Annotated in this window: 14 protein-coding genes and 1 pseudogene; 14 read left to right on the forward strand and 1 reads right to left on the reverse strand. The window is 50.4% G+C overall.

Annotated elements, in window-relative coordinates:
- The 12 genes and pseudogenes from EDD53_RS07150 to EDD53_RS07205 all read left to right on the forward strand — a co-directional run.
- Positions 1 to 213 (forward strand): annotated as a pseudogene (locus EDD53_RS07150) (hypothetical protein); the annotation flags it as partial.
- A 41-nt stretch (positions 214 to 254) separates the two neighbouring features.
- Entirely contained in the window at positions 255 to 440 is a 186-nt protein-coding gene (locus EDD53_RS07155; RefSeq protein ID WP_123792554.1) for a hypothetical protein, read from the forward strand.
- Between the two features lie 240 nt (positions 441 to 680).
- The gene (cpaB, locus tag EDD53_RS07160; protein ID WP_123792556.1) at positions 681 to 1529 is read left to right on the forward strand and encodes a Flp pilus assembly protein CpaB; all 849 of its coding nucleotides are present in this window, start codon (positions 681 to 683) and stop codon (positions 1527 to 1529) included.
- Between the two features lie 283 nt (positions 1530 to 1812).
- Positions 1813 to 3225 (forward strand): type II and III secretion system protein family protein, encoded by a 1413-nt coding sequence (locus EDD53_RS07165; protein ID WP_123792557.1) that lies wholly within the window; start codon positions 1813 to 1815, stop codon positions 3223 to 3225.
- A 4-nt stretch (positions 3226 to 3229) separates the two neighbouring features.
- Entirely contained in the window at positions 3230 to 3892 is a 663-nt protein-coding gene (locus tag EDD53_RS07170; protein WP_123792558.1) for an OmpA family protein, read from the forward strand.
- 195 nt (positions 3893 to 4087) lie between these two features.
- On the forward strand, positions 4088 to 5335 hold the full coding sequence (locus tag EDD53_RS07175; protein WP_123792559.1) for a CpaE/TadZ family protein: 1248 nt from the start codon (positions 4088 to 4090) through the stop codon (positions 5333 to 5335).
- 33 nt (positions 5336 to 5368) lie between these two features.
- Entirely contained in the window at positions 5369 to 6832 is a 1464-nt protein-coding gene (locus tag EDD53_RS07180; protein WP_123792560.1) for a TadA family conjugal transfer-associated ATPase, read from the forward strand.
- 14 nt (positions 6833 to 6846) lie between these two features.
- A complete protein-coding gene (locus tag EDD53_RS07185) occupies positions 6847 to 7815 on the forward strand; it encodes a type II secretion system F family protein (protein ID WP_123792561.1) in 969 nt (322 codons plus the stop codon).
- A gap of 18 nt (positions 7816 to 7833) precedes the next feature.
- A complete protein-coding gene (locus EDD53_RS07190; protein WP_123792562.1) occupies positions 7834 to 8823 on the forward strand; it encodes a type II secretion system F family protein in 990 nt (329 codons plus the stop codon).
- A gap of 59 nt (positions 8824 to 8882) precedes the next feature.
- Positions 8883 to 9473 (forward strand): tetratricopeptide repeat protein, encoded by a 591-nt coding sequence (locus EDD53_RS07195; RefSeq protein WP_246002286.1) that lies wholly within the window; start codon positions 8883 to 8885, stop codon positions 9471 to 9473.
- 124 nt (positions 9474 to 9597) lie between these two features.
- On the forward strand, positions 9598 to 10455 hold the full coding sequence (locus EDD53_RS07200; RefSeq protein WP_123792563.1) for a tetratricopeptide repeat protein: 858 nt from the start codon (positions 9598 to 9600) through the stop codon (positions 10453 to 10455).
- Positions 10455 to 10949 carry a prepilin peptidase gene (locus EDD53_RS07205; RefSeq protein WP_123792564.1) on the forward strand — a complete coding sequence of 165 codons (495 nt, stop codon included), beginning with the start codon at positions 10455 to 10457 and terminating at the stop codon, positions 10947 to 10949. The genes EDD53_RS07200 and EDD53_RS07205 overlap by 1 nt, the downstream gene beginning before the upstream one ends.
- Before the next feature lie 29 nt (positions 10950 to 10978).
- Here EDD53_RS07205 and EDD53_RS07210 read toward each other — a convergent pair whose 3' ends face one another.
- Entirely contained in the window at positions 10979 to 12604 is a 1626-nt protein-coding gene (locus EDD53_RS07210; protein ID WP_123792565.1) for a hypothetical protein, read from the reverse strand.
- A gap of 156 nt (positions 12605 to 12760) precedes the next feature.
- Here EDD53_RS07210 and EDD53_RS07215 point away from each other — a divergent pair, with 156 nt between their 5' ends.
- Positions 12761 to 14089, forward strand: coding sequence for a P-loop NTPase family protein (locus EDD53_RS07215; RefSeq protein ID WP_123792566.1), 1329 nt, complete (start codon positions 12761 to 12763; stop codon positions 14087 to 14089).
- 37 nt (positions 14090 to 14126) lie between these two features.
- On the forward strand, positions 14127 to 14489 hold the full coding sequence (locus EDD53_RS07220) for a hypothetical protein (protein WP_123792567.1): 363 nt from the start codon (positions 14127 to 14129) through the stop codon (positions 14487 to 14489).
- Positions 14490 to 14542: the final 53 nt, after the last annotated feature.

The following is a 14542-nucleotide window of genomic DNA, read 5'->3' on the forward strand; positions in this document are numbered from 1 at the left end:
ACTTTCTCAAATATCAGGAAATACATCATGAAATTCTTCAAGCTTTACAAAAACTACAACGAAAACGAAGACGGCGCGGTTACTGTTGACTGGGTGGTTTTGACTTCTGCGATCGTTGGTCTCGGTGTTGCTGTTCTGGCAACCGTATCAAACGGCACAAAAACTTTGGGTGAAACAATCTCTAAAGATTTGGCAACACGTACAGCTGGCTAAGCCCGCTAGACCTAACTTTCTCAAATATCAGGAAATACATCATGAAATTCTTCAAGCTTTACAAAAACTACAACGAAAACGAAGACGGCGCGGTTACTGTTGACTGGGTAGTTTTGACTTCTGCGATCGTTGGTCTCGGTGTTGCTGTTCTTGCAACCGTATCAAACGGTACAAAAACTTTGGGTGAAACAATCTCTAAAGATTTGGCAACACGTACAGCTGGCTAAGCTGAGTTTGCTTCAACGAACTAGATAGAAGACCGCGCCTTAGGGTGCGGTCTTTTTCGTTGCGCCCCAGTCACGACACAGCGCGCGTTCCCCAAAAGAGTACAATCGATGCGATTGACGCCTGATTGTATAAAATCCTTGCCTGTGACACTGCACAACCAACAAATCGCCACATTTCGCATCCAGATTAACACATGAGAACGAAGGCCCGAATGGGGTCAAAGAGTAAGAGGGCGTAAAATGCGTATTATTTTTGGATTAGTACTCGTGTTCGGGATGGCCCTTGCAGGTTTTGCTGTCCACATGACGCGGGGTTTTTTATCTACCTATCAAGCTGAGTTGAACCACGAAAAGTCACTCCGCCAAGAAGTAATTAAAACCGAAGACATCTACATTGTGACCAAAAAGGTTGCCTATGGCGATGCAATTTCATCGGATATTGTGGCTTTGGTCAAATGGCCAGTCGACTCTATGCCTGACGGTATTTTCCAAACCGAAGAAAGCTTGTTTCCACTGGGTCTCGACACACCGCGCATAGCTTTGCGCACGATCGAGCCAAAAGAACCGCTGCTCGAGGTAAAAGTCACTGAACCAGGCGAAAGTGCGGGCGTTGCCTCGCGTTTGGGCAAAGGTATGCGCGCATTCGCAATTCGTGTTGATGTGTCAACTGGCGTATCTGGCTTTCTACGTGCGGGAGACCGCGTAGATGTCTACTGGTCCGGCCGCTTACCTGGGCGTAGCTCTGGGGATGTCACCAAGCTCATTCAATCGTCTGTTCCTCTTGTGGCCATCGACCAAATCGCAGATGGTGAACGCGCAACGCCGACGATTGCACGCACAGTCACTGTGGAAGTCACGCCGCAACAGGTTGCAGCGCTTGCGCAGGCGCAGTCATCAGGTCGTTTATCTTTATCCCTTGTCGGTCGTGACGACGACACTGTGATCAGCAATGTTGAGATCGATCAGAAGACACTTTTGGGAATCGAACAGGTAACCGAAGTCGCCGCAGCCCCCGCTAAGCGCGTCTGTACGGTTCGGACCCGCAAGGGCGCGGAAATCATCGAAACACCTATTCCGTGTAACGACTGACCCTTAACTCGCCCATAAGTTACCAATGTGGGTGCTCAGTGGGCGCTCATTCGTAAAATCCGAAAGCGGCATCTTTTGATAAGGTGTCGCTTTTTTTCAAAGGGTTGCCCAATGAACTGCTCACCATTCGCCTTGCAAACGCCGCCACGACTGTAACTTGTCCACATCACCACTGACCTACAAGCGATTGATTCTTGCAAAAAAAATGATTTTGTCCCATGGTAAAGGCAATCGGGTCGCTAGAACCCATATTTAGAGGCGTGATCAACCAGAGGCAGGTCACATGAAAATGATGAATATTATAAAGGCGGCCCTCTTGGGCTGCGCTGTTGCAAGCATGGTGCCACCGATGGCCTATGCTGAAAAACTACGTGTGATGACAGGGTCCCCATCCGGTGCATTAAATGTGCCGATGAACAGGGCGGTTGTTGTTGAAAGCGACGAACCCTTTGCGGAAATCTCAGTCGCAAACGCGGAAATCGCAGATATTTCGACATTGTCTGACAGATCGATTTACGTGCTGGGTCGGTCTCCTGGCCTGACGACGATGACCCTGTTGGCCCCCGATGGATCGCTTATCACCAACGTACAGATTCAGGTCACACCTGATATTTCAGAATTCAAAGAACGCCTGCGTCAGATCATGCCAAATGAGCCGATCGAAGTGCGCACAGCCAATGACGGTATTGTGCTGTCTGGTGTTGTGAGTTCGGTCACCAGCATGGAACGTGCGGTGGAATTGGCCAATCGCTATGCGCCCGACCGCGTATCTAACTTACTCAACATCGGCGGCACGCAACAAGTTATGTTGAAAGTGCGCTTTGCGGAAATGTCGCGGTCTGTGTCTAAAAATCTTTCAGGATCATTGGGCTTTGCTGGCGTTGCAAATGCGGCTGGAAACTTTTCAGCTGGTGAAACTGGTACATTCTTAAGTGGTAACAACGGCGTCACAGGCGCGATCACTTCTAAAGAAAACGCACTCGGCGTTTTGAAACTGGGCGGCTCAATTGGTGGCACTGAAATTGCTGTCATGTTGGAAGCCTTGGAAAACAAAGGTATTGTGCGCACCTTGGCGGAACCAAACCTCACGGCTCTATCTGGCCAGCAGGCCAAGTTCCTTGCGGGTGGGGAGTACCCAATCCCTGTTGCGACAACCAACGGTATCACTATCGAATACAAACCCTTTGGTGTTGAACTTGATTTCATCCCACGGGTTGTAAACGGCGACCAGATTAACCTTGAATTGAAAGCTGCCGTATCAGGTATCGACACAACGGTGAACTACAGCCTTGAAGGGTTCACATTAAATTCGTTCAAGCGTCGCGAAACATCGACCACCGTAGAAATGCGTGATGGTGAAAGCTTTGCGATCGCAGGTTTGCTACAAGATGATTTCCAAGACCTCGCGGGCCAAGTCCCATGGTTGGGTGATATTCCAATCTTGGGATCTCTGTTCCGCTCTGCTGATTATTCACGTCAACAAACTGAACTTGTGATCATCGTCACGCCGCATTTGGTGACACCAACAAGCGGTCTTGCGTTGGCTTTGCCGACAGATCGCGTGAAAATCCCTACAGAATCTGAACTGTTCCTATTTGGTAAAACTTTCGGCGGTACGAAAAACGCGAAAAGCGGTGTGGCAGCTGAAGTGGCCAAGCAGGACTTTTCGGGGTCTTACGGCTACGTGATGGAGTAAGATGATGCGTAATTCCCTAAAAATAACAGTGGCGATCTCTGCACTCTTGGCATTCACAGCTTGTTCAGACTCAGAGATCTTTTCCTCTTGGACTCAAGAGGCTGGCGGCTACATGGACAATGGCACATTCGGCAACGCCACCTTGAACAACACGATGATTCAAAACGGCGAGCTGAGCTATGCGATCAACCTAAACGAACGCTTCGCAGCCGAAGTTGATACAACCGTTAACTTTGAATTCAACTCTGCGATTTTGGATGGACCTGCCCGCGAGATCATCCAGAAACAGGCCCGCTTTATTGCGCAATTCCCAGAAGTCCGCTTCCGTGTCTTTGGGCACACCGATCTTGTTGGCTCAAACGCCTATAACAAATCACTCGGATTGCGCCGTGCGCACGCTGTTGTGAATGAGCTGGCGCGTCTCGGCATTTCGAAATCTCGCGTTGAAGCTGTGATTTCAGAAGGCGAAACACGACCACTGGTCGCAGTTCAAACCGAAGAGCGCCGCAACCGCCGCACTGTCACTGAAGTTTCAGGATTTGTGCAAAGCAATCCTCTGATTATGGACAGCCGCTACGCTGATATCATTCACCGCGAGTACATCGAAAGCGGTACAGCGCCATCTGATCTGGTTGATTTTGGAGAATCTAAAATCACACCAGAGTAATCGTATCGCAATTGCGAATTATTACGCGATTTTGGCCCTATTGTTGCCCACATTGCCCGTCACCTTAGTCCTAATAGGAGCAGTTTATCCGACAGTGAGTCGGGTGGTATGCGCCAAGGACCAAAGGGGCGGGCTTTGTGCTTTAGTACAGACCCGGTTGGAACTTGGCGCCCCAAGGTAAAGAGGGACGCGGCAATGACGAGTGAAACTGCATTGCAGTCTGAACAGGACCAATTGGTTGCGTGCACGATTTCGCGCGATGTTCAGAATTTCGATCTGTTGATCGAAGACATGGAGAACGAACTAGGAGAATCCTGGGGCGATCTTAGCTTTGAAGATGCGCGACAATTTTTCCGCCAAGCGGAATCTGGCGGCCTAAAGTTTGTTGCCATCGCGATTGATCAGCAAGACGAAGGTTTGCTTGCGCTGATCGCTGACTTGATCAAAACAATTAAAAATCAGAATGTTAAGGTGATTTTGGTCGTTGATGAAGTCAGCCCAATGGCGCTGCATCAACTGCTGCAACTGGGCGCGGAAGATTTCATTCCCTACCCTTTGCCTGAAAACGCGTTGAAAGAAGCCATCGAACGGCTGGATGCGCCGCAAAAAGTGATTGCAGCGGATTTCGTTGATCCTGGCACCAAGGCATCGCGTAATGCTTCCGGTGTCGTGTTGCCCATTTTAGCAGCAGCAGGCGGCGCAGGTGCGACGACTTTGGCCGTGAATTTGGCTTGGGAACTGGCAAATGTCGAAAAGAAAGCCCCAAAGCCACGCGTGCTTTTGATCGACTTGAATCTGCAAATTGGCTCGGTTTCCACTTACCTTGACCTGCCCCGCCGCGAGGCGATTTATGAACTTTTGTCGTCGACTGATCATATGGATGACGAAGCGTTTCAGCAGGCCTTGACCAATTACAACGATCAGTTTTCGGTCTTCACGGCCCCCGCGGATCTATTGCCACTCGATTTTATCGACACGGAAGATTTAGAGCGGATCATGGAAATGGCGCGTCATCATTTTGACTACGTTCTGATCGACATGCCGACGACATTGGTGAACTGGTCAGAGGTGATTTTCACCCAAGCCGACATAATCTTTTCTCCATTCGAACTGGACATGAGGTCTGCACAAAACATCTTGCGTCTACGCTCTGCTTTGAAAGCCGAAGAATTGCCGTTTGAAAAATTCCGTTTCCTACTAAACCGCGCGCCGAAAGGCATGGATTTGTCAGCGAAATCAAGGATCAAACGTATGTCAGAAAGCTTGGAAATCGCCGTCGATGTTCAATTACCCGATGGCGGTAAGCAAGTGCTGCAATCCAACGACCAAGGCGCGCCTTTGGGGGTTAGTGCCGCGAAAAATCCACTGCGAAAAGAGATTCAAAAACTCGCAGCCTCCATTCATGCACGTCAAAGCGAACAAATGAGCGCAGCTGCGCAATAAAACCCGATCTTGGGTGAAGTTAGGGAAAACCAAATGTTTTCGAGATACAAAAAATCAGACGCAAAACAAGCACGCCCCGTGACAGGCGCGCCGGCACCTGACATGCCAAAACAGGCGGCAACAGCACCTGAAACCACAGTGGCACCTGCAGCAAAGCCGACAATTCAACGCCGCGAATCAACCCGCGTGGCGCAGGTCGCGCCTGTTGAAAAAGAGCTAAAGCGCAAAGAACGTATCTCTGACATCAAAGTATCGATGCACAAACGTTTGCTAGAGGATTTGAACCTTGCTGCCCTTGAAAATGCGCCCGAGAAAGAGCTGAAGCTTGAGATCGCAAATATCACCACCGAATTTTTAAACGAAGAAGGCATGGTGCTGAACCGCGACGAACGGATGGCGTTGAACCAAGATCTATTTGACGAAGTCAAAGGCCTTGGGCCCTTGGAAACTTTGCTAAAAGACGACACCGTCAACGATATCTTGGTCAACGGCCCTCAGCAGATTTTCGTGGAACGCAACGGCAAACTACAACTGTCTGACGTAACCTTTAAAAACGAAAAGCACCTGCTGCGGATCATCGATAAAATCGTATCCGCCGTGGGCCGCCGCGTTGATGAATCCAACCCCTATGTGGATGCGCGTTTGGCGGATGGATCGCGCTTCAACGCCATGGTGCCCCCTGTTGCGGTTGATGGGTCTTTGGTGTCCATTCGTAAGTTCAAGAAAGAAAAACTGGCCATCGATGATTTGGTGCAATTCGGCGCCTTCACCGAAGAAATGGCCGCCTATTTGCAAGCGGCTGTGGCCACGCGTCTAAACGTGATTGTGTCGGGCGGTACGGGTTCTGGTAAAACCACCACTTTGAACGCCCTGTCATCTTTCATTGATGACGATGAACGCATTCTAACAATCGAAGACACGGCGGAACTACAGCTACAACAAACACATGTTGGACGCATGGAAAGCCGCCCTGCCAACGTCGAAGGCAAAGGCGCCGTGTCGCAGCGCGATTGTTTGCGCAACGCTTTGCGGATGCGTCCAGATCGCATCATCGTGGGTGAGACCCGCGGCGAAGAAGTCATCGATATGTTGCAAGCGATGAACACGGGCCACGATGGGTCGATGACCACAATTCACGCCAACTCTGCGCGCGATGGTGTGTCGCGTCTTGAAAATATGGTCGCGATGGCGGGTATTGAAATGCCGCTAAAAGCGGTGCGCAGTCAGATTTCCAGCGCTGTGAACTTGATCGTGCAGGCCTCGCGTTTGCAAGACGGTTCGCGTCGCATGGTCTCTATCACAGAGATCACCGGCATGGAGGGCGATGTCATTTCGATGCAAGAAGTGTTCCGTTATCAGCGCACTGGCCTGACGCCCGACAATAAAATTATCGGCCATTTCACCGCCACAGGCGTGCGCAGTCACTTTTCCGAACGGTTCAAAATGTGGGGCTACGACTTACCGCCTTCATTGTTTGAGCCAACGAAACCTCAGTAAAGGCGATAGACGTCATGACAATTTCAACAGACCTTATCATCTATATCATCGTCTTTGTCGCCGTGCTTTTGCTGGTCGAAGGCATTTATCTCACGGTGTTCGGCAAATCAATTTCGCTCAACAGCAAGGTAAACCGCCGCTTTGAATTGCTTGAAAAAGGCGGAAACCGCGAAGAGGTTTTAAACCAGTTGCGCAAAGAAATGGGGCAACACCTAAAGTCGCGCCAGATGCCTTTGTATTCGATTTTGGCCGAGAAAGCACAAAAGGCCAATATCGCTTTTAGCCCAGCGCAATTGATTATGGTCATGATGCTTTTGGCGATGATTTCATTCGTGGGCCTCACAGTTGGCACATCAACATCGGCGCCGATCCGTCTTGGTATCGCCTTGGCTATGGGTGTGGCATCTGTTTTTGTTTGGGTGTCCAACAAAGCGAAAAAACGCATGGCAATGGTCGAAGAACAATTGCCCGATGCGGTGGAATTGATGGTGCGGTCTTTGCGCGTTGGTCATCCATTTTCCAATGCGCTGACAATCGTTTCCAAAGAAGTCCCTGATCCTTTGGGCACCGAAATGGGCGTGATCGCCGATGAATCCGCTTACGGTCGTGACGTAGGTGAGGCCCTGAAAAGCATGGCAGAACGCCTAGACATGCAAGATTTACGGTTTCTTGCGGTGGCAGTTTCCATTCAACAACAATCTGGCGGTAACTTGGCCGAAGTCCTAGATGGCTTGGCCAAAGTGATCCGCGCGCGGTTCAAACTGTTTCGCCGCGTCAAAGCGATCACCGCCGAGGCAAAGTGGTCAGGTATGTTCTTATCTATGTTCCCCCTGGGCTGCCTCTTGCTGATTGCTGTGACCAAACCCGATTACTACGACACGGTAAAAGACACATCCGTCTTTATCCCAGCCTGCCTTGTGGTTGCCGGCTTCCTTGTCGCCAATATTTTCATCATGCGCTCTCTTGTCGACATCAAAGTCTAGACAGGGAAAGGACCTATCATGCTCGATTTCTTTACTGCGATTTTTGGCGAACAACTTGGCCCCTTTGGCCCGCTTATCTTGATGGGTGTTCTGGGGGTCGTGTTGATGCTGATCGCCGCCCCCGCCTTGTTGAAAAAACGCAACGATCCATTGGACCGCCTGCGCGCCCAAGTGCGCGGAGAAACCCAAGCGCATGATGCAAAAAACAGCAAAAAGACCCGCCTGCGTGATGTTCAGAAAAAGGACAAGCTGGAAAAATATGCGGGCTTTCTAGAGCCACAAGACGAAGAAGAATATTCAGCCGTTCAACTCAAACTGATCCAAGCTGGGTATCGCGGCAAGAACGCTGTGCGTATGTACCATTTTGCGCAATTCGCCTTGGGCTTGGGGCTGCTGGCCTTTGGTATGATCTTGGCCCTGATCAAAAGCGGCAATGCAGAAGTGACCACCCAGTCAATGATTTTGACAGTGCTCATTCCCGCTGCAATCGGTTACATGGCTCCGAAATATTGGATCACGCGCCGCGTCGAGACCCGTAAAGAAGAAATCACCAACGGGTTTCCCGACTCTCTGGATCTCATGCTTGTCTGCGTTGAAGCAGGGCAATCTTTGGATCAATCCATTGTTCGTGTTGCACGCGAAATTCGCGCTGGCTTTCCCGCCCTTGCGGATGAATTTGAAATCGTCAGCTATGAAATCAAAGCGGGTAAAGACAAGATCAACGTTCTACGCGATATGGCAGATCGCGCGGGTGTCGCCGATGTTGCATCCTTTGTGACTGTACTCATTCAATCGCAAGCCTTCGGGACATCTATTGCGGATGCTTTGCGTATTTATGCCAATGAAATGCGCGACAAACGGGTGATGCGCGCCGAAGAAAAGGCCAACACATTACCGACCAAAATGACTTTGGCCACGATGATGTTGACTGTTCCACCGCTGCTAATCATCTTAATCGGCCCGTCGGTTTACGACATTTCGGTGCTGCTGGGATCTTCCTCTTTCTGAGCTATGAAAACTCATATAGGGTGGCACTTAGGTGCCCTCTATACAACTGGCGATGACAGATGCAATTTAACAGAGCAACACGCCCTTTCGGTGGGCATGTCCTATCGGTTTTCTGTTTTATGTTGGCCCTGTCAGCCTGCAGTCAAGATCGCCTTACGCCCCTCAAGGACAACGGCCTATATGCGCCTAAGGGCATCGATACCAGTGAGACCTCTGTCGATGGTTTGATCGTCGGTCACCGATTGATGGCTGCTGGTGAATATGAGTTGGCCCTCACCGCCTACCTGCGCGCTGCTGTTGGACGTGGTTTGGATGTCGATGTTATGTCTGCAATCGGCTCTGCCAATCTCAAATTGGGGCGCTTGGGCCAAGCAGAAAAAATTCTGCGCCGAGCTGTGAAAGCCGATGAAACCTTTGTGCCTGCATGGAACAACTTGGGCGTGGTGTTGATGGAGCAAGGCAACTTCGGCGAAGCAGAACGCGTGTTCCGCACAGCCTTTGCCCTCGATAGTGGCGATTCTGCCGAAATCCGCGACAATTTGCGCTTGGCACTCGCAAAATTAAAAAACCCTGATACAATCATCGATAATGAGAGTGATTTTGCCTTGGTGCGTAGGGGAACGGGTGATTACCTAATCTTGGCGCGCTAATCGGACCTTGGGATTAACCCAGCGGCAAATTGATCTTTTGCACTTAAATTGCGTGCGATAGATCGTTTGGATGCAAAAAGGCCGATAGCTGGCAAATCAAGCAGTCAAAGAGGTGGCAGGCACCATGCGTAAACTACTTATGATTTCGCTGACCCTTTCGGGCGCGATGGTTTTGGCCAATTGTGGTCAATCCGAATTTGGCGATGTGAAACGAGCGAAAACCTCGGTCAATGTCATTGATGAGAGCAATCTCAACGATGTGATGTTGGCAGCGTCAGATCCCAATGAATCCGCATCCTACTTCTCACGCGCCCTAAACGCCGATCCAGATCGTATTGATTTGCAACGAGGCCTAGCCAAGTCTTTGATCCGAGCTGGCAACACAAATGCGGCTGTTATCGCATGGAAAAACGTGGTCAAACACAAAGACTCGACCAGCACAGATAGCGTTGATCTGGCAGATGCCTTGATCCGCTCTGGCGATTGGGATGGCGCAGAAGAACAGTTGAACCAAGTGCCCCCCACCCATGAAACATACAAACGCTACCGTTTGGAAGCCATGGTTGCAGACAGCAAACAAAACTGGACCAAGGCAGATAGTTTTTACGAAACAGCGGTTGGTCTCACGACCAAGCCGTCATCCGTGCTGAACAACTGGGGCTATTCAAAATTGACCCGCGGTGAATACTCAGCAGCAGAACGTTTGTTTGCCGAAGCAATCACATACGACCCCAAACTGTTCACAGCGAAAAACAACCTTGTTTTATCCCGTGGCGCGCAGGGCAAATATGAATTGCCAGTGGTGACCATGACCCAAGTTGAGCGCGCTCAATTGCTTTATACGCTTGGCCTGTCCGCTGTGAAATCAGGCGATGTGACCATCGGCAAAGGGTTGATCAAGGAATCCATCGACACGCACCCGCAGCACTTTGAAACGGCTGTGCGGTCATTGCGCGCCCTTGAAGCCAACGTCACAAACTAATGCTGACGTTAGAGCCGACTGCCGCGATCTGGCTTTTGATCGTCACAACGCCTTTGTGTTTTCTTGCCGCATTCAACGATCTGGCGCGCATGAAATTGCCCAATGCCATCGCGATTGCGGTGGTCGGATTATACATCATTATCGGCCCGTTCCTATTTTCCTTTGACATGTACCTATGGGGCTTTTCCCATGGCGCGATCATGTATTTCTTGGGCATGTTCGCCTTTATGTTTATGGGGGTCGGCGCGGGCGATGGAAAATTTGCAGCAGCCATGGCGATGTTTATTCCAGCCGCAGATGCGCGTTTTGTCGTGCCGTTGTTTTGCGCCTTTGTGTTGGGTGCTTTCGTCACCCACCGCATTTTTCGCGCCCTGCCCATCGTGCGCCGCGCCACATCAGACTGGGTGTCATGGGACGATAAAAAATTCCCTGTAGGGCTCGCGCTTGCGGGAACATTTGTGGCTTATTTTGGTATCGTTGCGTTTTCCAGCTAAGTTTACAGATCTGCAAAAGCACCCCAAGTTTATTTGACGATATTATAAACCCACATCAAATCGTTTTTGATTGGCGGATCTATCGTCACGCCCGCCGCTTCGATCGCAGCCAAAGTATCCGATTGGGATCGTGCATCAATTGGACAAAGCGGGACAACCAAAACATCCGCATGCTCAATGCCAGGCGCACCAGAATAGTGCCACGGTGCGCCTCTTGTCAGCGGCGCAAATCCGCCTGCCATCCATATCAAAGTCGCTGTATCTGCGATGAAAAACTGCGTCTCAGGACCATAGCCGAAGGGGGCTTCTTTCAAACGATCCGCCATATATGTTTGAACGACTGTATCCCCTGAGACGAGCGAACAATTGGGCAGGTTTTCACCCATAAATTGGGTCGGTTCTGGCGCAGGCTTGCCGTAGGCAGCCAAGGCAGGCAAGCGATCCGTCAGTGGCCGCTTTTCACTCATCACAGCCATACGGTCTGTGTAGACCCAAAGATCTTGCGCTATATCGACGTCCTTGATCAAAAGCTGATACCCACTTTCATCTTCTCCCAAATGACGTGTCGGGCTGGTGATCATATTTTGAAATGACGGCGCGATCAGCGCAAAACTGACCAAGGCCAAGGCCGCAGTCGCATGACGTGCATCCGCATTGAAAATCACACGCAGCCCCGCGTTGGGTCGATGTGCCATGAGGTAAATACAAAGCAGTAACAACCACTTGGGGTCATTGCCAAAGTTTTGATAGGTCACATAGACAAACGCAGGCGCAAACACCAGCAACGCAAGTCCTGCGCGCCCCTGCCCGCCTTGGCGCAGCACAATAACGCTTAACACCAAGGTCAATGTTCCGATGAGAAACCGTGGTCCATTCAGGATTTCGCTTAACTCAGCCCCAGGTGCAGCACGCGTCTCAGAGGCCGTGACAGAAAGCAAATCGGTCACATAATACATATAGAAGTCTGTGCCAAAATAGGCCCAAACCGCCAGCGCAACCGCAAGGCCCGCCAGCACAGCAATGACCAACGACCGCCATGCGCCCCGCAGCCCCAAAGCAAGCGTCACAGGGATGGCAAGCGCAATAAAATATGTGGGCTTGAGGAGCGCCAGCACCGCCAAAAGACCGCCAATTATGATTCCATCAATATAGGGTTTTTTGACATTTTTGTGGGCGGGAATGACTGCAAGTAAGACAAGACAGAATGTCAGTGCCCATGCCCAGCGGTTGTAATACATCGACACGGATTGCGACGCGACGGCTTCGCCGTGAACCAAGGCCAAGATCATCACCATGGTCGCGATCCCAAACAGCCAAGCGGCCAAACCCGTCAGGCGTGAAAGTCCCGTGCGCATCACGATAGGCAACATCAAAACAGCAATGAGGATCTGCGCGTAGATAAAGCTAAGACCAGCCCCAACGCCCAATTTAGTAAAGAGTACAATCGGATAGAATGCGGCCAAACCAAGCGGGGTTGATAGGTCGATATGCGGTATTTGACCTTGTGTTAAACGCATGACGATATCAAGCATATGCACTAAATCGCCTTCGTAGCGATCAACATATAGCCCACCTTTGGCGATAGAAATTCCACCCAAAACGCCGATCACCGCGATCAGAACCAAACCATATTGAGCTCGAGAAAGTCTACGCATCACAATGCCTTTTCATTTTTCTATATGTTTATTGGGAAATACAAAACTTTGCAAAGATTTGCGCGGTAAATTGTTGGCCTCACGCCGCCACAAAGATAGAGTGATGCAAAGAGGTCGCCACAGGCGACACTGAGCAGTAAAGCAGGGACACCACGCATGACCAATGACACGCCACCAAACGGGATCACGCCAAATGTGATTGCGCCAACTGTGCCGCGCAGTATTGCAGACACTGGGTTGGGCATCGTTATGATGCGCGATATTTTGTTGAAAACCATGTTCCGCACCAATCAAGAACAGGTTTCTGTGCTCTCTGCGACATTGGCTTTGCCTGTTCCTGTCACGCAAGAGTTGGTCGATCTCGCCCGCGAACAAGGACTTGTTGAGGCCACAGGCACATTGCACGCGGGCTCTGGGTCTGAAATGGGATTTCGCTTGTCCGATACAGGCAAGGCGCGGGCTTTGGATGCTTTGGCTCAATCTGAATATTATGGCGCTATGCCTGTGCCACTTGAAGATTATTCCAACCAGATCAAGCGCCAATCTGTGCGCAATATGCGCATTACACGCGAGGCCCTGACGGGGTCGATGGGGCATTTGATTTTGCCGCCTACATTGCTGGACCAGCTAGGCCCAGCTGTTGGCGCGGGGCGGTCTATTTTGATGTACGGACCTCCAGGAAACGGGAAATCATCGATTTCAAACGGTATTCGCGACGCGTTGGGTGATCTGATCTATGTGCCGCGCGCCTTGTCATACAACGGGCAAGTGATCACGGTCTATGACCCGATTGTGCATGTGATCCGCGAAGAAGCCGAAGACAGCGCCACCGCTTTGCGCCGTACAGCCAATAGATTTGATCGCCGCTATGTGCGCTGTGAACGGCCTTCGGTCATTACGGGGGGGGAATTGACTTTGGACATGCTTGATCTGGTCTACAACCCGACAGCGCGCACCTATCAAGCCCCCTTGCAGATGAAATCTAATGGCGGGATTTTCATTGTTGACGACCTTGGCCGCCAAGAAGAACCACCACAAAAACTCATCAACAGGTGGATTGTTCCACTGGAAGAAAGCAAAGATATTTTAGCGCTGCAATCGGGTGAAAAATTCGAAGTGCCTTTTGATACTTTGGTGATTTTCTCGACCAATTTCCATCCCAATGAGATTTTCGACACTGCCGCCCTGCGCCGTATTTTTTACAAAATCAAAATCGACGGCCCTGACCAAGAAGGCTTTCTCAAGATTTTCGCGATGATGGCACGCAAGAAAAAGATGCCTCTTGATGAAGCATCCTTGGTGCATCTTCTGAAAAAGAAATATCCAACAATTGACAATATTTACGCCAATTATCAGCCGATATTTTTGATCGATCAGATCATCGCGATTTGCGAATTTGAAGGTGAGCCCTATCACATGACCCCTGATTTGATTGATCGTGCATGGGCCAATATGTTTGTCGCGGCCAGTGAATTTGCCCATTGATATGAAAGAAAACCTAGCAATATCGGGCCAATTTTTCATGGCATTTCTATTCGCTCGTTTCGGTGCACGCGTCATCATGACCGTCTTGGTGCCGATCATTGAAACATCGCGCATGGACCCAGTTTTGACGTCAACCATCGTATCCACAGCTTTGATCTGCGGGCTGACCTTTTGGATTATGTCGCTTATTCAGAAACGAACAATGGATGTGTTGGTCGCTGCACATTTCGCAGCAGTCAGCATTTTATTGATGATAGGCTATATGTACGGATTGAGCTTAGGCGCCCTTGCCCCGCGCAGCGTGTTCGCGGTTTTGATCGTTCAGATCGCAATCGGAATTCTGTTGGCGTTATGGTCTGACAAGCGCTGGAAGCGAGATGCACAAGCGCTGGATGCTTAGGTGCGTATCGTTTTTCTCTGCATACCCATAAAAATGGCGCAAACAGACCAAAC

Source organism: Pacificibacter maritimus (assembly GCF_003814915.1).
GTDB classification, from domain to species: Bacteria; Pseudomonadota; Alphaproteobacteria; order Rhodobacterales; family Rhodobacteraceae; genus Celeribacter; species Celeribacter maritimus.